Source organism: Devosia sp. (assembly GCF_041917035.1).
Classification (GTDB): Bacteria; Pseudomonadota; Alphaproteobacteria; order Rhizobiales; family Devosiaceae; genus Devosia_A.
In genome coordinates this window covers 1-20,487 of the sequence record NZ_JAYRYM010000042.1, presented here as the reverse complement: position 1 = coordinate 20,487, position 20,487 = coordinate 1, and the positions used below count along the sequence as shown (strand labels likewise).

Annotated in this window: 23 protein-coding genes and 1 tRNA gene; 10 read left to right on the top strand and 14 right to left on the bottom strand. The window is 67.9% G+C overall.

What is annotated here, in order from left to right; all coding sequences use genetic code 11:
* On the top strand, positions 1-559 hold a 559-nt coding region (locus ACE3TU_RS06990), incomplete at its 5' end, for a hypothetical protein (protein WP_374622011.1).
* Between the two features lie 62 nt (positions 560-621).
* Here the strand turns inward: ACE3TU_RS06990 and phnE (ACE3TU_RS06985) are convergent.
* The 8 genes from phnE (ACE3TU_RS06985) to ACE3TU_RS06950 all read right to left on the bottom strand — a co-directional run bounded on the left by phnE (ACE3TU_RS06985) (position 622) and on the right by ACE3TU_RS06950 (position 8,375).
* Positions 622-1,965: a phosphonate ABC transporter, permease protein PhnE gene (gene phnE, locus ACE3TU_RS06985; RefSeq protein ID WP_374622009.1), complete on the bottom strand. Its 1,344-nt coding sequence runs from the start codon at positions 1,963-1,965 to the stop codon at positions 622-624.
* An 11-nt stretch (positions 1,966-1,976) separates the two neighbouring features.
* Positions 1,977-2,945: a phosphonate ABC transporter, permease protein PhnE gene (phnE, locus tag ACE3TU_RS06980; protein WP_374622007.1), complete on the bottom strand. Its 969-nt coding sequence runs from the start codon at positions 2,943-2,945 to the stop codon at positions 1,977-1,979.
* Positions 2,946-3,012: 67 nt separating this feature from the next.
* Positions 3,013-3,921 (bottom strand): phosphonate ABC transporter substrate-binding protein, encoded by a 909-nt coding sequence (gene phnD / locus ACE3TU_RS06975; protein ID WP_374622005.1) that lies wholly within the window; start codon positions 3,919-3,921, stop codon positions 3,013-3,015.
* A gap of 79 nt (positions 3,922-4,000) precedes the next feature.
* A complete protein-coding gene (phnC, locus tag ACE3TU_RS06970; protein WP_374622003.1) occupies positions 4,001-4,870 on the bottom strand; it encodes a phosphonate ABC transporter ATP-binding protein in 870 nt (289 codons plus the stop codon).
* 213 nt (positions 4,871-5,083) lie between these two features.
* On the bottom strand, positions 5,084-5,698 hold the full coding sequence (locus ACE3TU_RS06965) for a DapH/DapD/GlmU-related protein (protein ID WP_374622001.1): 615 nt from the start codon (positions 5,696-5,698) through the stop codon (positions 5,084-5,086).
* The gene (gene phnL, locus ACE3TU_RS06960) at positions 5,695-6,399 is read right to left on the bottom strand and encodes a phosphonate C-P lyase system protein PhnL (protein ID WP_374621999.1); all 705 of its coding nucleotides are present in this window, start codon (positions 6,397-6,399) and stop codon (positions 5,695-5,697) included. Before phnL ends, ACE3TU_RS06965 begins: the two co-directional genes overlap by 4 nt.
* Before the next feature lie 163 nt (positions 6,400-6,562).
* Entirely contained in the window at positions 6,563-7,336 is a 774-nt protein-coding gene (phnK, locus tag ACE3TU_RS06955) for a phosphonate C-P lyase system protein PhnK (protein ID WP_374621997.1), read from the bottom strand.
* A 157-nt stretch (positions 7,337-7,493) separates the two neighbouring features.
* A complete protein-coding gene (locus ACE3TU_RS06950; RefSeq protein ID WP_374621995.1) occupies positions 7,494-8,375 on the bottom strand; it encodes an alpha-D-ribose 1-methylphosphonate 5-phosphate C-P-lyase PhnJ in 882 nt (293 codons plus the stop codon).
* A 35-nt stretch (positions 8,376-8,410) separates the two neighbouring features.
* Between ACE3TU_RS06950 and ACE3TU_RS06945 the strand changes: the two genes are divergently transcribed.
* Positions 8,411-8,617 (top strand): hypothetical protein, encoded by a 207-nt coding sequence (locus ACE3TU_RS06945; protein ID WP_374621993.1) that lies wholly within the window; start codon positions 8,411-8,413, stop codon positions 8,615-8,617.
* Positions 8,618-8,682: 65 nt separating this feature from the next.
* Here ACE3TU_RS06945 and ACE3TU_RS06940 read toward each other — a convergent pair whose 3' ends face one another.
* The 3 genes from ACE3TU_RS06940 to phnG are packed head-to-tail and all read right to left on the bottom strand — an operon-like array spanning position 8,683 to position 10,829.
* Positions 8,683-9,780 (bottom strand): carbon-phosphorus lyase complex subunit PhnI, encoded by a 1,098-nt coding sequence (locus ACE3TU_RS06940; protein WP_374621992.1) that lies wholly within the window; start codon positions 9,778-9,780, stop codon positions 8,683-8,685.
* 3 nt (positions 9,781-9,783) lie between these two features.
* Positions 9,784-10,374 carry a phosphonate C-P lyase system protein PhnH gene (gene phnH / locus ACE3TU_RS06935; RefSeq protein ID WP_374621991.1) on the bottom strand — a complete coding sequence of 197 codons (591 nt, stop codon included), beginning with the start codon at positions 10,372-10,374 and terminating at the stop codon, positions 9,784-9,786.
* Positions 10,374-10,829 (bottom strand): phosphonate C-P lyase system protein PhnG, encoded by a 456-nt coding sequence (phnG, locus tag ACE3TU_RS06930; RefSeq protein ID WP_374621990.1) that lies wholly within the window; start codon positions 10,827-10,829, stop codon positions 10,374-10,376. Before phnG ends, phnH begins: the two co-directional genes overlap by 1 nt.
* A gap of 79 nt (positions 10,830-10,908) precedes the next feature.
* Here phnG and phnF point away from each other — a divergent pair, with 79 nt between their 5' ends.
* Complete coding sequence (gene phnF / locus ACE3TU_RS06925) at positions 10,909-11,646, top strand: phosphonate metabolism transcriptional regulator PhnF (RefSeq protein WP_374621989.1); 738 nt, start codon at positions 10,909-10,911, stop codon at positions 11,644-11,646.
* A gap of 75 nt (positions 11,647-11,721) precedes the next feature.
* Complete coding sequence (locus ACE3TU_RS06920; protein WP_374621988.1) at positions 11,722-12,744, top strand: LLM class flavin-dependent oxidoreductase; 1,023 nt, start codon at positions 11,722-11,724, stop codon at positions 12,742-12,744.
* A gap of 115 nt (positions 12,745-12,859) precedes the next feature.
* Here the strand turns inward: ACE3TU_RS06920 and ACE3TU_RS06915 are convergent.
* Positions 12,860-12,934, bottom strand: a tRNA-Gly gene (locus tag ACE3TU_RS06915).
* Positions 12,935-13,137: 203 nt separating this feature from the next.
* Between ACE3TU_RS06915 and ACE3TU_RS06910 the strand changes: the two genes are divergently transcribed.
* The 3 genes from ACE3TU_RS06910 to ACE3TU_RS06900 are packed head-to-tail and all read left to right on the top strand — an operon-like array spanning position 13,138 to position 15,023.
* The gene (locus ACE3TU_RS06910; RefSeq protein ID WP_374621986.1) at positions 13,138-14,085 is read left to right on the top strand and encodes a tetratricopeptide repeat protein; all 948 of its coding nucleotides are present in this window, start codon (positions 13,138-13,140) and stop codon (positions 14,083-14,085) included.
* Between the two features lie 24 nt (positions 14,086-14,109).
* Positions 14,110-14,775, top strand: a complete 666-nt coding sequence (locus tag ACE3TU_RS06905; protein WP_374621985.1) for an LON peptidase substrate-binding domain-containing protein — start codon at positions 14,110-14,112, stop codon at positions 14,773-14,775.
* Positions 14,772-15,023 carry a Trm112 family protein gene (locus ACE3TU_RS06900; protein ID WP_374621984.1) on the top strand — a complete coding sequence of 84 codons (252 nt, stop codon included), beginning with the start codon at positions 14,772-14,774 and terminating at the stop codon, positions 15,021-15,023. Before ACE3TU_RS06905 ends, ACE3TU_RS06900 begins: the two co-directional genes overlap by 4 nt.
* Here the strand turns inward: ACE3TU_RS06900 and ACE3TU_RS06895 are convergent.
* Complete coding sequence (locus ACE3TU_RS06895; protein ID WP_374621983.1) at positions 15,020-16,240, bottom strand: FAD-dependent monooxygenase; 1,221 nt, start codon at positions 16,238-16,240, stop codon at positions 15,020-15,022. The genes ACE3TU_RS06900 and ACE3TU_RS06895 overlap by 4 nt on opposite strands.
* Before the next feature lie 297 nt (positions 16,241-16,537).
* Between ACE3TU_RS06895 and ACE3TU_RS06890 the strand changes: the two genes are divergently transcribed.
* Together ACE3TU_RS06890 and ACE3TU_RS06885 are read left to right on the top strand one after the other, a co-directional pair.
* Positions 16,538-16,876, top strand: coding sequence for a P-II family nitrogen regulator (locus tag ACE3TU_RS06890; RefSeq protein ID WP_055046886.1), 339 nt, complete (start codon positions 16,538-16,540; stop codon positions 16,874-16,876).
* A 38-nt stretch (positions 16,877-16,914) separates the two neighbouring features.
* On the top strand, positions 16,915-18,282 hold the full coding sequence (locus ACE3TU_RS06885) for an ammonium transporter (RefSeq protein WP_374622013.1): 1,368 nt from the start codon (positions 16,915-16,917) through the stop codon (positions 18,280-18,282).
* A gap of 264 nt (positions 18,283-18,546) precedes the next feature.
* Here the strand turns inward: ACE3TU_RS06885 and ACE3TU_RS06880 are convergent, their stop codons facing one another.
* Positions 18,547-19,467: a DMT family transporter gene (locus ACE3TU_RS06880; protein ID WP_374621979.1), complete on the bottom strand. Its 921-nt coding sequence runs from the start codon at positions 19,465-19,467 to the stop codon at positions 18,547-18,549.
* 263 nt (positions 19,468-19,730) lie between these two features.
* Between ACE3TU_RS06880 and ACE3TU_RS06875 the strand changes: the two genes are divergently transcribed.
* The coding region (locus ACE3TU_RS06875; protein ID WP_374621976.1) for an ammonium transporter at positions 19,731-20,487 on the top strand (757 nt) is incomplete at its 3' end.

The window sequence follows — 20,487 nt, the reverse complement described above, 5'->3', positions numbered from 1 at the left end:
CAGCGTGGCCAGCCTGTTCCGCGACCCGCTGGTGTTTGCCGTGCCGGCCAGCATACCGCAGGAAATGGTCGAGCGGGCGCTGCAGAAGTCGGCCAAGCCCGGCCTGCTCGATCCCACCCTCACCCGCTATGTCGAGATCGACGCCAACGTGCCGATGCGCGGCGCCTCGGACGCCTGGTATCGCGCTCACCTGCCCTATGCGACGCCGGCCTTCTCCACCATGACCTATGCCGCCGCGATCGATATCGTCGCGGAAGGGCTCGCCACTGCGCACACGCCGCTGTCGCTGCTCCCCAGCCTGCCCCAGTCGGTCCGCTCGCGCTTGCGGGTCTATGCCATCCCCGGGCTTGACCGGAACATCGTCCTCGCCATGCCCAGGCACCTGATGACGCTGGCCGGCTACGCCAATATCCATCGCCGGCTGACCGAGTTCGCGCGCCACGAGTACGGTCTCAACATCCCGCCCGACACGGTGCTCGAGCTGCCTTTGTCCGACCGGGCGCGCCCAGAAAAGGAGCACGTCACGCTGCGCCCCGCCGAAGAGATGCCGGCGAAATAGCCATCCGGCGATCTCGTCGACGTCGGGTACCCGGCGGGGGCCTTCGGTCGGAGCCGCCGAGATCAGCGGGACGCCGTCCCGATCAGGCGCGAGCGCAGTGCATTCGACAGGTTGTCGAAGATGAACACGACGACGAGGATCAGGATCACCATATAGGCGACGTTCTCCCAGTCCTGGTTGGTGCGCATCGCCTCGATCAGCTTGAGCCCGATGCCGCCCGCTCCGACGGCGCCGATGATGGTCGCCGAGCGGGTGTTGCTCTCCCAGAAGTACAACGCCTGGCTGATGAACACCGGCAGCACCTGCGGCACCACCCCGTAGCGCTGCACATTGGCCGGCGAGGCGCCGACCGAACGCACGCCCTCGCGCTGCCGGTCGTCGATATTCTCCAGCGCCTCGGTATTGGTCTTGCCCAGCGTACCGGTGTCGGTGAAGAAGATCGCGGCGATCCCCGGAATTGGGCCGGGGCCGAAGCCGCGGACGAAGAACAGCGCCCAGATCAGCATGTCGACCGAGCGCAGCAGGTCGAAGGCGCGCTTCATCAGCCAGTTGCCGACCGGATTCGGGGTAATATTGCGGGCGGCGATGAACGACAGCGGGAAGGCAAGGGTGGCGGCGAACAGCGTGCCGACAAAGGCCATCACGATGGTCTGCAGCAGCTTGTTGAACACATCGAGGTGCTGCCACTCCGAGTTGTAGAGGAACTCGACGAGGATCAGCTGCCAGTTCGGCATCCGTGCCTCGATCCGCTCCGGGCTGGTGGCAAGGGCCCACAATTCGCCCGGGTCCTTGTCGAAGAACGGCGAACTGGTATCGAAGAAGAAGTTCGGCCAGCCCAGATATCGGTGCCGGACATAGACCTGGGTGTTGCGGATCTCGGCGAGGCCGACGAAGCCGTAGTCGATGGTGACCCGCCCGGCCTTGAGGCTCATGTTGGCCGGCGGGTTCTCCGGCAGGGCGGCACCGGCCTCGGAGATGGGGATGCGATAGCGTTGTCCGCCGACCACCGCGATGACATTGCTCGGACTGATCTCGACGTGGTTGCCGGGATCGCCGAAGCTCACCGCAAAGTTGTGCGGGCCGGTCTTCTCGATCCAGTCCGGATCGGGATTGTCGCCCAGCAGCGAGCGGGTCCATTCGAGCGCAATGCCGCCATCCTTGAAGCGGAAGCGGGGCGTTGCCTCCCAGGAGTACCAGTCGGCGATGTATGTGCCGGCCCGCTCCCACTGCGCCGAGGCGAAGATGGCCGGGACATTGAAGAAGAAGAAGCAGAACACCAGGTAGGCGCCGGTGAGCACCACCACCAGCGGCGCGAGCAGGCGGGCCGCCAGCGGTCTGTCGAGCACTCCGGCATGACGGGCCCTGAGTTCCGCCGCTTCGGTCGGGGTGAGAGCGAAGGTTGCCATGGCGGTTCTCCCTAGGCCCCGAAGGTGAAGGCCGCGCTGCCGACCAGCCGCTTCCTGAGGTAGCCGGAAACCCAGTCGATCCCGATGATCGTCACGAACAGCAGGATGATGATCGCGTAGGTCTTGGCGGCATGGTCGTTGCCGATGGCGTGGCGGAAGATCTCGCCGATGCCGCCGCCGCCGACCGCCCCGATGATCGTCGAGGCCCGCACGTTGATCTCGGTCCTCAGCAGCGCATAGGAGATGAAGTTGGGCATCACCTGCGGGACGATGCCGAAGCGCACGCGTTCGAGCCAGTTGGCGCCGACCGCGCGAAGGCCCTCGTCGGGCTTCATGTCGGCGTTCTCCACCACTTCGTAGAACAGCTTGCCGAGCGCCCCGATGGTGTGGATGGCGACCGCCGCGATGGCGCCGATCGGACCGATGGAAAAGATCGCAACCAGGAGGCCGGCGATGACGATCTCGGGAAAGGCGCGCAGCAGTTCGAGCAGGCGGCGCACCGCGAAGCGGACCGGCCGCGACCCCGTCAGGTTGCTCGCCGCGAGAAAGCACAGGGCAAAGCCGAAGCCGGCGCCGATCAGCGTCGCGAGCACCGCGATGTTGATGGTGACCAGCATCTGGAAGATGTACTCGGGCAGGTACAACTCGCCGATCAGGTAGAGACGTCCCACCGGGTAGTCGTATTTCTGCGAACCGTCCTCGTAGGGCGAGGTCAGGTCGAACATGGCGCGGAAGATCTCGAGCGGATCGTCCGGCAGGAAGTGGATGAAGAAATCGAAGAAGAAGGGGAGCCGCTCGAAGAACTTGCCCGCATTGGATGCATTGGCGAACCAGAGGGCCCCGGCGAGGAATGCCAGGAGCATTCCGAGCGCCAGCAGCGAGTAGAGACGGCGGGTGCGGACCAGCTGCCGGTAGTGGCCGTGGACGAGCCGGCCGGCGTCGGAGAGTCCGTCGGGACCGTGGTGGATGGTCGTGCTCATCGGGACTCCCGTCCTGCCAACGAGGAACCGGCGGCAGTCGCCTGCCGCCGGTCGCGAAGGGGAGCGATCAGCCGCCGATGGCCGCCTTGCGGGCCTCGATGATCGGCATGTAGAAGTCGACGTCGACCGGGGTATAGCTCTTGAAGTCGCCGTTCTCGACCGAGCGGAAGCACTCGTAGTCGGTGGTCGGCAGCTCGGTGTAGAACTTCACGATCTTGTCCTTGAGCGCCTGGTCGAGGCCGGTGCGCATCACCAGCGGGCCGTTCGGGATCAGCGGCGAACGCCACACCTCGGTGACGTCTTCCATGTCGAGCATGCCCTTGTCGACCATCGAGCGGATATTGCCCGAGGTATAGCCCTCGGAGAACTCGCCGACGCCCGAGCCCCAGGTGGTGGCGACATCGAACTTGCCGTCGAGGAGCGCCAGCACGAGGTTCTCGTGGCCGCCGCCGAAATCGGTGGAGGCGAAGAACTCGTCGGGCTTCATGCCGAGCGTCGCCGGCAGGGCGGTGAGCGGCACGAGGTAGCCCGAGGTCGAGTCCGGATCGGCATAGCCGAGGCGCTTGCCCTTGGCCTCAGTGATGTCGGTGATGCCCGAGGACTTCAGCGCCAGGGCGATCGAGTAGTAGCCCGTCGAACCGTCGGTCTGCACGTTGGTGAGGAACGGCTCGACCGCGTTCGGGTCCTTGAGGTAGACGCCGGCATAGGCCGAGGCGCCGAGGCCGGCGACGTCGAGCGTACCGCCAAGCAGGCCCTGCATCACGCCATTGTAGTCGGCGGCCGGGAACAGCTGCACTTCCTTGACGCCGAGGGCGGCCGGCAGCTTGTCGATCAGGCACTGGTTGTCGGCAAGGCGGTCGGCTTCGTTCTCGCCGCCGAGCAGGCCGATGCGGATGACGTCCTGCTGGGCGAGCACGGGCGTGGCGACGGCGACGGCAGCGATGCCGGCGAGCAGGATGGTGCGGAGCGCGTTCATGGAATTCTCCTTTGGTGACGCGTGGTTTCAGGCCGGCCGGACCCCGCGCGAGCAGGCGGGCGCCGTCGGTGAAGGCGGATCAGTTCGGTAGGCCGGTCGAGGCAGCCTCGAGTTCGAGGGCGGCAAGCGGGTGGCCATGCCGCTTCTTCTTCTTGCGCGGCGCGATGGCCTCGAGGCTGGTCGAGGTCATCTCCTCCGAGAAGGCCTCGGCAAGACCCTCGGCACCGTAGAGCTCGCGCGCGACGTCGGTGGTCAGTTCCTCGGGCGTGCCGTCGAAGACCACCCGTCCCGCCGCCATGCCGATGATCCGCTCGCAATAGTTGCGGGCGGTATCGAGGGTGTGGAGGTTGGTGATGACGGTGATGCCATGCTCCTCGTTGATCTCGGCGAGCGAGTCCATGACGATCTTGGCGTTGCGCGGATCGAGCGAGGCGATGGGTTCGTCGGCGAGGATCAGCTTGGGATCCTGCAGCAATGCCCGGGCGATGGCGACGCGCTGCTGCTGGCCGCCGGACAGCGTCTGCGCCCATTGGCTGGCGGTCTGCGCGATGTCGAGCCGCTCGAGCGCCTTGAGCGCCAGCAGCTGCTCGGTTTCGGTGAAGATCTGCATCAGGCTGAGCAGCCGGTTGCGGCGGTTGAGCCGGCCGAGCATCACATTGGTGATGACGTCGAGGCGGGGCACCAGGTTGAACTGCTGGAAGATCATGGCGCAGTCGGACTGCCAGTCGCGCAGGGCCTGGCCGCGCAGTTGCGACACTTCCGCCGCGCCGTGATGGATGGCACCGTCCGAAACGTCGATCAGCCGGTTGATCATCCGCAGCAGCGTCGATTTGCCGGCGCCGGAGCGGCCGATGATGCCGACCATCTGGCCGGCCGGGATCTCGAGGGTGACGTCGTCGACTGCAACCTTGGCGCCGAAGCGCCGCGTCACCTGAGATATCCTGAGCATGCCCGGCGTCCCCGTTCGGATCGACGGGACCGAGTCCTAGGTCGGCTTCACAAAGTGCGGATGAAGCTTTGGTGAAGCTTCGGTGACGGTGGACAATCGCCGCCAGGCCGCCGCCAACCCCCTGTCGGGCCAAACGGAACGACCTCGGGGCCAGGCCTGCACAACCGGCCTGGGGCGGCTTTTTTTGGGGGACCGGACGTCGGCCGCGTGACGTCAGGCCTCGTACTTGTCGAGGAACGCCTCGATCGCGAGGCTGCGGAAATCCGGCAGCGCCCGGTGCAGCTTCTCGTGGTCCCAGTCCCACCAGCCCAGCGCCAGCAGCCGCTCGGCGATCGGGGCGGGGAAGCGCTCGCGGATCGGCTTCGCGGGAACGCCGACGGCGATGGCGAAATCGGCGACATCGCGGGTCACCACGGCGTTGGAGCCGATGATGGCGCCGTTCCCGACCCTCACTCCCGGCATGATCACCGCGCCGTGGCCGATCCAGGTGTCGTGGCCGATCTCGATGCGCTGCCCGGCGCGCCAGTCGAAGAAGGACTGGTCGTCGCTCTCGCCGTCGAAATACCAGCTTGAACGATAGGTGAAATGGTGCAGCGAGGCGCGTTGCATCGGGTGCCTGGACGCATAGATGCGGACATGCGCGGCGATGTTGGCGAACTTGCCGATCGTCGCGTAGGCGATCTGCGTGCCTTCGACGGCGTAGGAGTAATCGCCGATCGAGGAATGGTGCACGTGGCAGCCGGCGCCGATCTCGGTGTAGCGGCCCAGATGCGAATCCCGGACATCGGCGCTGGGATGGACGACGGGCTGGTCGGAGAGCTTGCTCATGCGGCCTTTCCCGGGGCGAAGGCGGTGACGTCGACGATGCGGTCGGCAACCTCGGCCCGCACCTCTTCGTCGTGGAAGATGCCGAGCAGCGCAACACCCTCGCGCTTCTTTTCGGCGATCATCTGTACCACGACGGCGCGGTTGGTGGCATCGAGCGAGGCGGTGGGCTCGTCGAGCAGCAGGACGGGGTGCGCGGTGATGAAGCCGCGCGCGATGTTGACGCGCTGCTGTTCGCCGCCGGAAAAGGTCGCGGGCGGAAGCGACCAGAGCCGCTCGGGGAGATTCAGCCGGGCGAGGAGTTCGCGGGCCCGCTGCTGCGCCGCCTCGCGCGCGGTGCCGCGGTTGACCAGCGGCTCGGCGACGACGTCGATCGTGGTGACGCGCGGCACGGTCCTGAGGAACTGGCTGACATAGCCGATGGTGTCGCGGCGCAGGTCGAGCACGGTGCGGGGGCCGGCGGTGGCGAGGTCCACGGGTTCGCCATGGTGGAGCAGCGTGATCGAGCCGGCATCGACGCCGTAATTGCCGTAGACCATTTTGAGCAGCGAGGACTTGCCGGCGCCCGAGGGGCCGCCGAGCACGACGCATTCGCCGGGGTTGACATCGAAGCCGACACCTTCGACCACCGGCAGGACGATCCCGTCGCGGAGGTGCATGGTGAAGCTCTTGGCGACGTTGCGGACACGGAGGAGGGGGGTCATGACTTGGTCTCCGGGAATGCGGCCCACCCCCTCCCGGCCTCCCCCATCAAGGGGGAGGTGAAGAGGGCGCGCGTGGCTCGAGCCGGGCCACGGGCCCTGAACGGCACCTCCCCCCTTGCGGGGGAGGTCGGGTGGGGGGTGGCAAAGTGCACTCTTTTCACCGTCACACCTGCAGGATCGAGCTGACGAGCAGTTGCGTATAGGGCTCGCGCGGATCGTCGAGCACCCGGTCGGTGAGGCCCTGTTCGATGACGTAGCCGTCCTTCATCACCATCATGCGGTGCGAAAGGAGGCGCGCCACGGCGAGGTCGTGGGTGACGATGATGGCCGAGAGGCCGAGATCGGCGACCAGCCCGCGGATCAGGTCGAGCAGCCGCGCCTGCACCGAGACGTCGAGGCCGCCGGTCGGCTCGTCCATGAAGACGAGGCGCGGGTGGGTGACGAGGTTGCGGGCGATCTGCAGGCGCTGCCGCATGCCGCCCGAGAAGGCGCGCGGCTCGTCGTCGACGCGGTCCTCGGCGATCTCGACCCGGCCCAGCCATTCGATGGCGGTCGAGCGGATGTGGCCATAGTGCCGGTTGCCGACGGCCATCATGCGCTCGCCGACATTGGCGCCGGCCGAGACGGTCATGCGCAGGCCGTCGGCGGGGTTCTGGTGCACGAACCCCCAGTCGGTGCGCATCAGGAAGCGGCGCTCGGCTTCGCTCAGGTCGTAGAGATTGCGCCACACCCCGTCGCGCATGCGGTACTCGGCGACGCCGGACGTGGGCTCGAGCCGGGTCGAGAGGCAGTTGAGCAGCGTCGTCTTGCCCGAGCCGCTCTCGCCGACGATGGCGAGGACTTCGCCGGGCCAGAGCTCGAACGACACGTCGGCGCAGCCCATGCGCGAGCCGTAGGACTTGGTGAGGTTTTGGACGCGGAGGAGGGGTTCGGTCATGACACTGGTCCTTGGTTGCGCGCCCATAGCGCCCACCGTGTCATTCCCGCGAAAGCTGGAATCTCCGTTTCGAGGAGTGCCGTGGCAGCGGCAAACAGAGGTCCCCGCTTTCGCGGGGATGACCCGGTGGACGAGGAGACAACGCGGAGATCACTGGTCATTCCGCCGCCTCGAGCGGGTGGCCGGCCAACACCCCGCGATGCCCGGACTCGCGGCGCTCCTCGCAATTGTCGGTATCCGAGCAGACGAACATCCGCCCGCCGCGATCGTCGAGGATCACCTCGTCGAGATAGACGCCCGTCGCGCCGCAGAGCGCGCAGGGCGCCTCGAAATGCTGGATCTCGAAGGGGTGGTCCTCGAAATCGAGGCTGACCACCTCGGTATGGGGCGGTACGGCGTAGATGCGCTTTTCCCGCCCTGCCCCGAACAGTTGCAGCGCCTCGCTCATGTGCATCTTGGGATTGTCGAATTTCGGCGTCGGCGAGGGATCCATGACGTAGCGGCCCTCGACCTTGACCGGGTAGGCATAGGTGGTGGCGATGCGGCCGTGCCGCGCAATGTCCTCGTAGAGCTTGACGTGCATGAGGCCGTATTCCTCCAGTGCATGCATCTTGCGCGTCTCCGTCTCGCGCGGCTCGAGGAAGCGCAGCGGCTCGGGGATCGGCACCTGGTAGACCAGCACCTGGCCGGCGGTGAGGGTCTTTTCCGGGATGCGGTGGCGGGTCTGGATGATGCTGGCGTCGGCGGTGCGGGTGGTCACCGCGACGTTGGCGACCTTGGCGAAGAAGGCGCGGATCGAGACGGCATTGGTCGTGTCGTCGGCACCCTGGTCGATGACCTTGAGCACGTCGGACGGCCCGATGATGGCGGCGGTGACCTGCACGCCGCCGGTGCCCCAGCCATAGGGCATCGGCATCTCTCGACTGGCGAACGGCACCTGATAGCCGGGGATGGCGATGGCCTTGAGGATGGCGCGCCGAATCATCCGCTTGGTCTGCTCGTCGAGATAGGCGAAGTTGTAGCTTGCGGTGGCGGTCATCGGGATCAGGCCTCGCACTCGGACCGGGGGGAAACATGGACCTGGGAAGCATCGTCATGCCGGCGATCATCGCGCTCTTCGCGGTGATCGTCGTCTTCAACCTCGTCAATCGCGGCCGGAGCCGACGGCGAGGGTCCGGGTCGTCCGGCGCCGCCGGTTCGTCCGACGTTGGCGGAAGTTCCCGCGACGATTCGAGTGGCGATGGCGGCGGTGGCGACGGCGGCGGGGGTGGTGGCGACTGAGCCCTCGGGAACGCGGAATCGCTCGCGGTTCCCCGCGTCCGGCCGAGGAGGTTCGGTGCGGATGCTCATTCCGCTGCCTCCGGATAGGCACTGTCCTCGTGGACGGCCTCGTGCTCGGCACGCATTTCGCGCAGCAGGCCGAGCTCGCCCTGGAAGTCGACATAGTGCGGCAGCTTCAGGTGCTCGACAAAGCCGGTCGCCTGCACGTTGTCGCAATGGCTGATGACGAATTCCTCGTCCTGGGCCGGATGCCCGGTCTCCTCGCCCAGCTCGCCCGCCCTGAGCGACCGGTCGCACAGTGACATCGCCATGGCCTTGCGCTCCGCCTGACCGAAGACCAGACCGTAGCCGCGGGTGAACTGCGGCGGCACCTTGGCATTGCCCTTGAACTTGTTGACCATCTGGCACTCGGTGACGCGGATGCGGCCGAGCGACACGGCAAAGCCGAGCTCGGCAATATCGAGTTCGACCTCGACCTCGCCGATGCGGATTTCGCCGACGAACGGGTGCGAGCGGCCATAGCCGCGCTGCGTCGAATAGCCCAGTGCCAACAGAAACCCCTCATCGCCGCGGGCCAGCGCCTGCAGGCGCAGGTCGCGGTTGAGCGGGAATTCGAGCGGCTCGCGGGTCAAGTCGCCGATGCCGTCCTGCGCCTCGCTGACGTCGGGTTCGATCAGGCCCTCGTCGCCGAGCAGGTCGGTGACCCGCGGCGCCTGCTCGTCGCGGCCGGGCCGGGCAAGCGGATCGGGTACCTCGCCCGATGCCAGGGTCGGATCGAGCAGCCGGTGCGTGTAGTCGAAGGTCGGGCCGAGCAACTGCCCGCCCGGCAGATCCTTGTAGGTGGCGGAGATGCGCCGCTCGATCCGCATCGCGCCGGTGTCGATCGGGCGCGAATAGCCGAAGCGCGGCAGCGTGGTGCGATAGGCGCGGACGAGGAAGATCGCCTCGATCAGGTCGCCACGCGCCTGCAGGATGGCGAGGGCGGCGAGCTCCCTGTCGTAGAGCGAGCCCTCCCCCATGGCGCGGTCGACGGCGAGACCGAGCTGTTCGACGATCTGTTCCAGCCGAAGCGCCGGCACCGAGCGGTCGCCGCGACGACGGTCGGCGAGCAGCCGGTGCGCGTTGGCGATGGCGGCTTCGCCACCCTTGACGGCCACGTACATCGGTCAGGCCTCCGCAATGCGGGTACTGCGCGGCAGGCCGACGACTGCGCCTTCGCCGACCAGCAGCAGGTCGATGCCGCGCGGAAAACGCGCCCGGTTCTCCCGCCACTGGGCGATGAAGTCGTCGCCGGGGACGGGCAGCGTGGTGGTCAGTTCGCCCTTGATGCCCGGTCCCCTGAGGGTCAGCCGGCGCTGCGAGGCGCCGGTGGCCAGCACGACGGTCGTCGAGCGGTCGGGATACTCGTCGCTGCCCTGGGTGAACCGCTCGAGCGGCGGCAGCAATGCGCCATCGCTGACCAGCGCGAACTGCGCCGCGGCCGGATCCGAGGTCAGCGGGGTGCCGCACTGGAAGCGCAGCCATCCGGTCACTGCCGCATCGGCCGCCAGCCGCGCATCGAGCCAGACCGGGCTGTCATGATCGCACAGGGTGAGTGCAACGCTGCCCAGCTCCGGCGTCAGCGGCGCCGGCGGCCCGGCATGACGAGGCAGCGCCTGAGGGCAGCCCGGACGCGCCAGCGCCTCCATGATGGCGCGGAACACGCCCTGCGCATCCAGTACCGGATCGGCAAAGCCGCCTTCGATGGCGAGATCCATCAATCGTCTCCCCTGACCATGGTGAAGAAATCGACCCGCGTCGCCTCGGTCTCGTCGCGCCGCCGGGCATCGGCGGCGGCCTGCTCGGCCCGTAGCGGCGCCAGCACCGCGACCTCCAGGGCGGCCGGATCGCGCTGGAACAGGGCATCGAACAGCGCCGCCGTGACCACCTTGTCGCCGTCGCGGCCGAGACAGTAGGCGTGCCCCACTTCCCCGGTCGCCAGCCGCACCGTCGCCCGCGTCACCGTCGCCTCGCCCAGGTTGAACGGGTTGCCGCCGCCCCCGGCACGGCCGCGGACCATGACGAGGCCGGTCTCGGGGCCGCGCACCCGGTGATGCTCGGGCTTGTCCGGCCAACCGGCCCAGAGGGCTGCGAGGCGGGCGGGCGCGGCGGCGCTGAGCACGGCCATCGCCGCCTGTCGCAACTGGTCCGCCGGGGTCTCGGCTGGAGTCATCGGGCTTGCTCCGACTTGTATAGTTGGATAGACAAGTTAGGGTATTTCGTCCTGCATAGGCCTTCCGTGTGAACAAGCAATGACAAATCGCACGACCCCGCTCGATGCGCCGGCAGGCGGCGTCGCCCTGTGGCGGCAGGTGGCCGATGCGATCCGGCTCGACATCGTCGGCGGCAAGCTCGGCAATGGCGACCGGCTGGCCGGGGAGCTGCCGCTCGCCGAGCGCTTCGGGGTCAACCGCCACACCGTCAGGCGGGCGCTGGCGGTGCTCGCCGAGGAGGGCGTGGTGCGTGCCGAGCATGGGCGCGGCACCTTCGTCAGCGCAACAAGGCGCCTGAGCTACCCGATCGGCCGGCGCACCCGCTTTTCCGAAGGGCTTGCCGGGCAGGCCCGCGACATCCGCGGCAGGCTTCTCGCCGAGCGCATCGAGCGGGCCGGTGCCGGTCTGGCGCGCTCCCTGTCGCTGCGACCGGGCACCCGGCTCATCCGCATCGAGACCCTGTCGCTCGCCGACGGACGACCCCTGGCCCGCGCCACCGGCTGGCTCGAGGCGGCGCGGTTCGCGGGCTTCGGCGAGGCGTATGCCGAAACCGGCTCGGTGACGCAGGCGCTGCGCCGCTTCGGCATTGCCGACTACAGCCGGGGCACCACCCGCATCTCCGCCCGCCACGCCGATGTCGAGGAAAGCCGGAGCCTCGCCCTCTCCCCCGGCGCGGTTGTGCTGGTCTCCGACGCCGTCGACGTCGATGCCGCGGGCCTGCCGCTGCACGCCATGCTCACCCGCTTTCCCGCCGACCGGCTGGAACTGGTGGTTTAGCCAGCTGGCCAGGGGGACCGGTTACATCGAGGTGCGCGCTTCACGCCCCGGCATCCCGGCATTATGGTCGAGACCATGAAGAAGATCGGCTTTCTGTCCTTCGGACACTGGACCCCCTCGCCCCACTCGCAGACCCGCTCGGCCTCGGACGCACTGCTGCAATCGCTGGAGCTGGCCGTCGCGGCCGAGGAACTGGGTGCCGACGGCGCCTATTTCCGCGTCCACCACTTCGCCCGCCAGCTGGCCTCGCCCTTCCCGCTGCTCGCCGCCATCGGCGCGCGCACCCGCCGCATCGAGATCGGCACCGCGGTCATCGACATGCGCTACGAGAACCCGCTCTACATGGCCGAGGATGCCGGCTCCGCCGACCTGATCGCCGGTGGCCGGCTGCAGCTCGGCATCTCGCGCGGCTCGCCCGAGCAGGTGATCGAAGGCTACCGCTATTTCGGCTACGTGCCGGCCGAGGGCCAGACCGACGCCGACATGGCGCGCGGCCATGCCGAGGTGTTTCTCGACGTGCTGCGCGGCGAGGGGTTTGCCCGCCCCAACCCGCGCCCGATGTTCGCCAACCCGCCCGGCCTGCTGCGCCTCGAGCCGCATGCGGACGGCCTGCGCGAGCGCATCTGGTGGGGCGCGGCGACGAACGGCACGGCCGAGTGGGCGGCAAAGCTGGGGATGAACCTGCAGAGTTCGACCCTGAAGTTCGACGAGAGCGGCAAGCCGTTCCACATCCAGCAGGCCGAGCAGATCGCCGCCTATCGCGCCGCCTGGCAGGCGGCCGGGCACAGCCGCACCCCGCGCGTCTCGGTCAGTCGATCGATCTTCCCGCTGGTCAGCGACATGGACCGCGCCTATTTCGGCCGCGACGGCCAGAGCGAGGACCATTTCGGTTATATCGAGCCGGGCAGGCAGGCGGTGTTCGGCCGCAGCTATGCCGCCGAGCCGGACCGGCTGATCGACGAGCTTCGTGCCGACGAGGCCATCGCCGCGGCCGATACCCTGCTGCTGACCGTCCCCAACCAGCTCGGCGTCGACTACAACGCCCACGTCATCGAGATGATCCTCGCGCACGTGGCCCCGGGCCTCGGCTGGCGCTGAGCGCCGCCGGCCGCCGGGCGAGGTCCCGCCGCTCACCTAGGCCCTCCGGAAATGCAAAAGGCCGGGCATCGTGCCCAGCCTTTTTCGCCTGCCCCTTGGCCAACAAGGAGAGATTTGGAGCGGGCGAAGGGATTCGAACCCTCGACCCTAACCTTGGCAAGGTTATGCTCTACCCCTGAGCTACACCCGCACTCCATCGGCAATTGACGATGCCTGGCTCCCAAAGAGCTTGGCAGCGCCGCGCCGCGCGCCTATATGCCCAATCGACAGCAGCTTTGCAACCCCTCATTCTGCCCTCGTAGACGCAGCGATGTGACTTGCCCCATCCCCGCCGACGGGAGCATGACAAGCGCAGGCAAACAGGGCGTTTCGTACCCGGCAAGGACACTTCGAATGGCATTGAACGGCCTCACCTCTCCCGCCCCCGGCAGCGTCGCGCCGCCGACCGCCCTGATCAAGGACTCGACCGATCGGGCCTTCAAGGCAGATGTCATCGACGCATCGCTCGAGGCACCGGTTCTGGTCGATTTCTGGGCCCCCTGGTGCGGCCCGTGCCGGCAGCTGACGCCCAATCTCGAGAAGATCATCCGGGAGAAGGCCGGCAAGATCCGGCTGGTCAAGATCAATATCGACGAGAACCCCTCGATCGCCGGCCAGCTCGGCATCCAGTCGATCCCGGCGGTCTTCGCCTTTGCCGGCGGGCGGCCGGTCGATGCCTTCCTCGGCGCCCTGCCCGAGAGCGAGGTGCGGCGCTTCGCCGACAAGGTGATCGCCGCCGCTCCCGCCGGGCAGCCGGCCGCGGGCTCGATCGAGGAAGAGATCAAGAACGCCCTGGCGGCGGCCGGGGAGGCCCTGGCGGCCGGCGACCTCAACCAGGCCGCGCAGATCTACGGCATGGTGCTGCAGCACCAGCCCGAGAACGCCGCCGCACTGATCGGCATGGCGCGCGCGTTCCTCAAGGCCGGCGAGCCGGAACAGGCGCAGGCCGCTCTGGACGCCGTGCCGGAGGCGGAGCGCAAGGGAGCCGACTACGCCTCGACGCTTGCCGCGCTCAAGCTCATCACCGAGGCGGCGCAACTGTCCGAAAGCGATGAACTGGCGGCCCGCCTCGCGCGTAATCCGGACGATCATCAGGCCCGGTTCGATCTTGCCGTCCGCCACAATGCCGAAGGCAGGCGGCTCGAGGCGGCCGAGGGGCTGGTGGCGCTGATGCGGCGCGACCGCACCTGGAACGAGGACGGCGCCCGCAAGAAGCTGCTGGAACTGTTCGAGGCCTGGGGCCCGAAGGACCCGGCGACGCAAAAGGGACGCCGCCTGCTTTCGTCTGTGCTGTTCTCGTAATGGAGTAAACCGGAGGTCCCTGCGATGCTGAAGCGTCCATCCTCACCCGCCGATCTGCCCGCCAGCGTCCCGGTGTTCCCGCTCAGCGGGGCGCTGCTGCTGCCCTATGCCCGGCGTCCCCTGAACATTTTCGAGCCGCGCTACCTCGAAATGGTCGACCACGCGCTGCGCGGCGACCGGCTGATCGGCCTGATCCAGCCGCAGGACACCAGCGAGGAAAGCCCCCAGGGTCCGGTGCCGCTGCAAAGGATCGGCACCATCGGCCGGATCACGCATTTCGAGGAGACCGACGAGGCACGCTACTTCATCATTCTCGAAGGGCTGTGCCGCTTCGAGTTCGTCAAGGAAATCCCGGTGATGACGCCGTTCCGTCGCGCCATGATCGCCAGCGCGGCCTTTGCCTCCGACTTCGACCGCGAGTTCGGCGAGGCATCCGTCGACCGGACGCGTTTCCTCAAGATGATGCGCGACTATGCCGAGTTCGGCAATTTCGACCTCAACTGGGACGAGATCGAGAAGACCGGCACGGCCGACCTCGTCAATTTCTGCTGCATGGTGTCGCCCTACGGCGCCGCCGAGAAGCAGGCCCTGCTCGAGGCCAACAGCCTTGAGGCGCGGGCGGAGACGCTGATCGCCATGGCCGAGTTCGAAATGGCCAAGGGGGCCAATCGGGCCTCCCCGCTCAATTGACCGAGGCGGCGACCACACAGTCCGGGCCGCGCTACCGGGTCGATCCCCGGACGCTCGAACTACTCGTCTGTCCGCTGAGCAAGACCCGCCTCACGCTCTCCGCCGACGGCAGCGAGCTCATTTCGGTCGCAGCCCACCTCGCCTTCCCCATTCGCAGCGGCGTGCCGATGCTGAGCCTCGACGAGGCCCGCCAGATCGATCCCGACGAAATGCGGGCGTTCACCGCTCGCGGCGAACCGCCGGGCTAGATCGGCAGCCCGCGCAGCAGCCGGGGCCCGCCGCGCTCGATCCCGGCGGCGTGGCCGATCAGGAAGTCCTTGACCGGTCCGAGCCGGTCGACCATGCCCAGCCCGACATCGCGCAGCGCCCGCAGGACGGCAATGTCGTTCGAGAACAGCCGGTTCATGCCGTCGGTGACCATCGCCATCAGCGCCGTGTCGAGCCGCCGCCAGCGCTGGTAGCGCGCGAGCTGGTCGGCGCTGCCGTGATCGAGCCCGAGCCGCATGGCCTCGACCATCACCTCGGCCAGTGCCGCCACATCCTTGAGCCCGAGGTTCAGGCCCTGACCGGCGATCGGATGCACGACGTGCGCCGCGTCCCCGATCAGCGCCAGGCGCGGCGCGACGAAACTCCTCGCCAGCTGCAGGCGCAGCGGGAAAGTCTGGACGCCCTCTTCCTCGAGGCGCACGGCGCCCAGGCTCGACCCCATCACCGCTTCGATCCGACGGGCAATTTCGGCAGGCTGCATCGCCTTGACCGCCGCGGCGGTCTCCAGCGTCTCCGTCCAGACCAGCGACGACCGCCGCCCGGGCAGCGGCAGGCTGGCGAACGGCCCGGACGGACGGAAATGCTCGTATGCCGTCCCCTCGTGCGCGAGCTCGTGCGCAATGGTGGTGACGATCCCCGCCTGCCCGTAGGCATGCCCGAACGTGCCGATGCCGGCCATCGTGCGGAGCGCCGAATTGGCGCCGTCCGACGCCACCACCAGTGGCGCGCTGAGCAAGCGGCCATCGGCGAGGCTGATCCGCCCCAGCGCCGCCGTCGCCGAGTAGCCGGTGACCTCCACCGGCGCGAGGAACTCGACCCGCCCGGCAAGGGCGTCCAGCAGGGCGGCGGCAACGGAGGTATTGGGGACGAGGTGGGCAAACGGCTCGCCCGGCGCCACCTCGCCGTCGAAGCGCAGGAACAGCGGCCGGGCGATGTCGCCGGTGCCGGAATCGGTGATCTTCATCTGGCGCACCGGCTCGGCCGTCGGCGCCACCTGCTCCCAGATGCCCACCTCCTCGAACACCCGCCGCACGCCGGCGGCGATCGCCGAGGCCCGGTAGTCCTTCGGCGCGCTGAAGGCGCGGCGGTCGAGGACGGCAATGGCAATGCCCGGCACGGCCTTCACCAGCGCCAGCGCCAGGGTCAGCCCCGCCGGCCCGCCTCCGACGATGATCAGATCATGGCTGGGCTTGGTCATGGCGGCGATCTCCTGCGGCATTGGCGCCATTGTTGCGCCGCCGGCCCGCCGGAGCAAGCAGCGCTGGCGTCGCAGCGCAAGCATCTGCGCAAAACGGCGGCACACGGCCGAGAATTGCACGTTATTTGTGCACTCATTCCGTTCCGGCACGTCCCGATCGACCCTCCTGGTCCTCGTCTTCTCGGAATCATGGAACAATATCAGCGCGTTGGCGAACCGGATCGACTGTTGGCACGCGGCTTGAGTCTGAATGTGCCGATTGGAGTCAGTCCAAACCCACTATCGAAAGGGGCATCCATGAAACTGGTGATCGCAATCATCAAGCCGTCGCGGCTGGAGGAGGTCCGGCAGGCCCTCAATTCGCTCGACGTCCACGGCATGACCGTGACCGAAGTCAAAGGCTATGGCCGCCAGAAGGGCCATTCCGAAATCTACCGCGGCACCGAATATGCGGTGCATTTCCTGCCCAAGCTGAAGATCGAGATCGCCGTCGACGACGCCCAGTCCGACGCCATCGTCTCGGCCATTCGCGAGAGTGCCCAGACCGGGCGCATCGGTGACGGCAAGATCTTCGTGCTGGACCTGTTGGCCGTCACCCGCATCCGCACCGGCGAGACCGGCGCGGCAGCGCTCTGATGCCGCACTTGTTTGGAGATACCATGATGACAGACGCAATGAAGGTGTCGAAACTGGCGGGAGGCGCCGCGTTGGCGTCCTTGCTTCTCGCGCTGCCGGCCCTCGCCCAGGAGGCGGCTCCCGCGGCCGAGGCAGCGGCCGAGGTGGTCGCAACCGTCGACAAGGGCGACACCACCTGGATGCTGGTTTCCACCATCCTGGTCATCGCCATGACCATTCCCGGCCTCGCGCTGTTCTACGGCGGCCTGGTGCGCGCCAAGAACATGCTCTCGGTGCTCATGCAGGTGTTTGCCGGCTTCTCGATGATGGCGATCCTGTGGGTGATCTACGGCTACTCGCTCGCCTTCAATGGGCCCACCGAAGGCGGCCTCTCCGCCTTCATCGGCGATTTCTCCAAGCTGTTCCTGTCGGGCGTCACCCCGGCCTCCACCGCGGCGACCTTCACCGCCGGCGTCGAGATTCCGGAGCTGACCTTCGTCATCTTCCAGCTCACCTTTGCCGCCATCACCCCGGCGCTGATCGTCGGCGCCATCGCCGAACGCATGAAATTCGGGGCGGTGATGGTGTTCCTCGCCATCTGGTTCACCTTCTCCTACCTGCCCATCGCGCACATGGTGTGGTTCGGCGGCGGCTACCTGTTCGGCCTGGGCGCCTATGACTTCGCCGGCGGCACCGTGGTGCACATCAATGCCGGTGTCGCGGGCCTCGTCGCCGCCATCGTTCTCGGGCCGCGCGTCGGCTTCATGAAGGAGCCCATCCCGCCGCACAACCTGGTCTGGACCTTCGTCGGGGCCTGCCTGCTGTGGGTCGGTTGGTTCGGCTTCAATGCCGGCTCCAATCTCGAGGCCACCGGCCTTGCCGCCCAGGCGACGCTCAACACCATCACCGCTCCGGCCGCCGCGGCTTTGGCCTGGGCTATTGCCGAAAAGTTCACCCGCGGCCACGCCTCCCTGCTCGGGGCGGCTTCGGGTGCCGTCGCCGGCCTCGTCGCGATCACCCCGGCGGCCGGCTTCGCCGGCTCGATGGGCGCGATCGTGCTCGGTGCCGTCGCCGGTGTGGTGTGTCTGTGGGCCGTCGTGACGCTGAAGCCGATGTTCAAGTACGACGACGCGCTCGACGTGTTCGGCGTCCATGGCGTGGGCGGTATCGTCGGCGCTCTGGGTACCGCCATCGTCGCGGCTCCGTCCCTCGGCGGCTACGCGCTCGGCGATCCGGCTGCCTACAACATCGGCAGCCAGTTCGTCACCCAGCTGATCGCGGTGGTCATCGCCATCGTCTGGTCGGCCGTCGTGACCCTCGTCGCCATGCTGATCGTCAAAGCCATCTTCGGCGGCGCCCGCGTCCCCGAATCGGCCGAGAGCGACGGTCTCGACATCTCGAGCCACGGCGAGCACGCCTACAACTGATCCCGACGCGGCGGCGGGATCCTCCTCCCCTCGCCGTCGCGTTTGCAGCTGGAGGGTCGGGCCAACCCGGTCCGGCCCTCCGCCCCAGGTCGATCCCGCTGACCGCGGCGTGCAGCTCACGTCCCTCTTGGCCCGCCACAGAGGCTTCCCACTCGCAAACTGCGTGGGCTGCACACCCCGGTCAACGGCCCAGGGTCCGCAATGGGCCCGTGCCCCGTCCCGCCAGTCGGGGCCGCCGTTGACCGACCAGATCGTCGCGGGAGCCTAGGCGGTTGCCGAGCGCGGTGCCGCCGTCACCAGCCAGATGCCGAGGCTGACCAGCGCCAGCGCCGCGACATTCTTCCACTCCATCACGTCTTCTCCGAGGAACAGCGCCGACAGCAGCACCCCGAAGATCGGGATGGCGGTGTTGAAGATGGCGATCCGCCCCACCGGATTGTGCTTGAGCAGCACGCTCCACAGCGAGAATGCCGCCGCCGAGAGCGCCGCCAGATAGACCAGCAGCCCCAGCGCGCTGGCGTCGAAGCCGGTGAACCTGCCACCGCCGAGGACCCCGGCGGCCGTCAGCATCAGACCGCCGAGCAGCAATTGCCAGCCGGTCATCGTCGCCGGTTCCATGTCACGGCTCAGCCGCTTGCCATAGATGCCGGCGAGGGAGAACAGCAATGCCGCAATGACGATGAAGCCCTCGCCCAGAAGGCTCACCTCGAGGTCGAGTCCAGGGCCGGTGAGGTTCACCGCCACGACCCCGGCAAAACCGAGCAGGCACCCCAAGAGGCGCTGCCCGGTCAGGCGATCGTCGACGTAGAGCCAGTGCGCCAGAAGCACCGAGAAGAAGGTGCTGGTCGAGGTGGTGATCGACACCTTCACCCCGCTCGAATGCGCCAGCCCGACATAGTAGAACAGGTACTGCCCGGCAGTGGAGACGAGACCCAGCACCGCCAGCTCCCCCAGGCGTCCCGGCTTCGGCACGACCGGCCGGCCGGTCCCGAGGGCAAGGCCGAGCAGCAGCAGGCCGGCGAGCGCGAAGCGGAGACCGGCGAACAGCAGCAGCGAGGCGGTATCGGCGGGCAGGATACCCAGCATCTGGTAGCCGATCTTGACCCCCGGCACGGCGCTGCCCCAGAGCAGGCAGCAGCCCAGCGCGACGGCGACGACGACGCGGCGGTCGGAAAAGGGGGACAATGGAGCTTCCAGGAGTTTGCCTCGAACTAGCCCCGGCCGGCGTCTCTGGCAAGTGGCGCATCTGCCGAATTCCTAGGCACGCAGATAGGCACGATGCCTGCGCATTGGGCAGATCGGCAGTGACAGCCACGAGCCTGACGCCCCGGCGATGGTCAAGTCCATGAAATCGCTGCACTCGCTGCTGCACCGACGTTGGCACGAGGCTTGATTGCACTGCCTCCCAATTACCCCGGAATGCGAGCCGGGTCACATGGGAGGTCTCGATGGCTGAGTCCAATTACGGGCTCGACGTGTTTTTCGTGCTGCTCGGCGCGATCCTGGTGTTTGCGATGCATGGCGGCTTCGCCTTCCTCGAACTGGGGACCGTGCGGGGCAAGAACCAGGTCAATGCCCTGGTCAAGATCCTGGTCGACTTCGCCTTTTCGACGCTGGCCTATTTCCTTGTCGGCTACACGGTCGCCTACGGGGTGACGTTCTTCCACAATGCCGCGACACTGGCCGGGGGCGGCGCCGGGTTCGCCCCGCAGGGCTTCAGCCTCGTCAAGTTCTTCTTCCTCGCCACCTTCGCCGCCGCGGTGCCGGCGATCATTTCGGGCGGCATTGCCGAGCGGGCCCGCTTCTGGCCGCAGGTGATCACGGCCGCCGTCATCGTCGGCCTGATCTACCCGTTTTCCGAAGGCCTGGTGTGGAATGCCAACTTCGGCATCCAGGCCTGGCTGATCGCCACCTTCGGTGCTGGCCTGCACGATTTCGCCGGCTCGATCGTCGTCCACGCCGTCGGCGGCTGGCTGGCACTGGCGGCGGTCCTCAAGATGGGACCACGCATCGGCCGCTACGGCCCGCACGGCCGCCCCTTTCCACCGTCCTCGATTCCGTGGTTGGCGCTCGGGACCTGGCTGCTCTGCATCGGCTGGTTCGGCTTCAACGTCATGTCGGCGCAGTCGGTGGCCGGCGTATCCGGCCTCGTCGCCATCAACTCGCTGATGGCCATGGTCGGCGGCATCATCGCCGCAGTGATCG

Coding starts and splice junctions, on each gene's coding strand:
- ACE3TU_RS06910 (WP_374621986.1), top strand. CDS start 13,138: ATGGCATTGAACGGCCTCACCTCTCCCGCCCCCGGCAGCGTCGCGCCG.
- ACE3TU_RS06920 (WP_374621988.1), top strand. CDS start 11,722: ATGAAGAAGATCGGCTTTCTGTCCTTCGGACACTGGACCCCCTCGCCC.
- ACE3TU_RS06885 (WP_374622013.1), top strand. CDS start 16,915: ATGAAGGTGTCGAAACTGGCGGGAGGCGCCGCGTTGGCGTCCTTGCTT.
- phnK (WP_374621997.1), bottom strand. CDS start 7,336: ATGACCGAACCCCTCCTCCGCGTCCAAAACCTCACCAAGTCCTACGGC.
- phnF (WP_374621989.1), top strand. CDS start 10,909: ATGACAAATCGCACGACCCCGCTCGATGCGCCGGCAGGCGGCGTCGCC.
- ACE3TU_RS06950 (WP_374621995.1), bottom strand. CDS start 8,375: ATGACCGCCACCGCAAGCTACAACTTCGCCTATCTCGACGAGCAGACC.
- ACE3TU_RS06945 (WP_374621993.1), top strand. CDS start 8,411: ATGGACCTGGGAAGCATCGTCATGCCGGCGATCATCGCGCTCTTCGCG.
- ACE3TU_RS06965 (WP_374622001.1), bottom strand. CDS start 5,698: ATGAGCAAGCTCTCCGACCAGCCCGTCGTCCATCCCAGCGCCGATGTC.
- phnE (WP_374622009.1), bottom strand. CDS start 1,965: ATGGCAACCTTCGCTCTCACCCCGACCGAAGCGGCGGAACTCAGGGCC.
- phnG (WP_374621990.1), bottom strand. CDS start 10,829: ATGACTCCAGCCGAGACCCCGGCGGACCAGTTGCGACAGGCGGCGATG.
- ACE3TU_RS06895 (WP_374621983.1), bottom strand. CDS start 16,240: ATGACCAAGCCCAGCCATGATCTGATCATCGTCGGAGGCGGGCCGGCG.
- ACE3TU_RS06940 (WP_374621992.1), bottom strand. CDS start 9,780: ATGTACGTGGCCGTCAAGGGTGGCGAAGCCGCCATCGCCAACGCGCAC.
- ACE3TU_RS06905 (WP_374621985.1), top strand. CDS start 14,110: ATGCTGAAGCGTCCATCCTCACCCGCCGATCTGCCCGCCAGCGTCCCG.
- phnH (WP_374621991.1), bottom strand. CDS start 10,374: ATGGATCTCGCCATCGAAGGCGGCTTTGCCGATCCGGTACTGGATGCG.
- ACE3TU_RS06890 (WP_055046886.1), top strand. CDS start 16,538: ATGAAACTGGTGATCGCAATCATCAAGCCGTCGCGGCTGGAGGAGGTC.
- phnD (WP_374622005.1), bottom strand. CDS start 3,921: ATGAACGCGCTCCGCACCATCCTGCTCGCCGGCATCGCTGCCGTCGCC.
- phnC (WP_374622003.1), bottom strand. CDS start 4,870: ATGCTCAGGATATCTCAGGTGACGCGGCGCTTCGGCGCCAAGGTTGCA.
- phnE (WP_374622007.1), bottom strand. CDS start 2,945: ATGAGCACGACCATCCACCACGGTCCCGACGGACTCTCCGACGCCGGC.
- phnL (WP_374621999.1), bottom strand. CDS start 6,399: ATGACCCCCCTCCTCCGTGTCCGCAACGTCGCCAAGAGCTTCACCATG.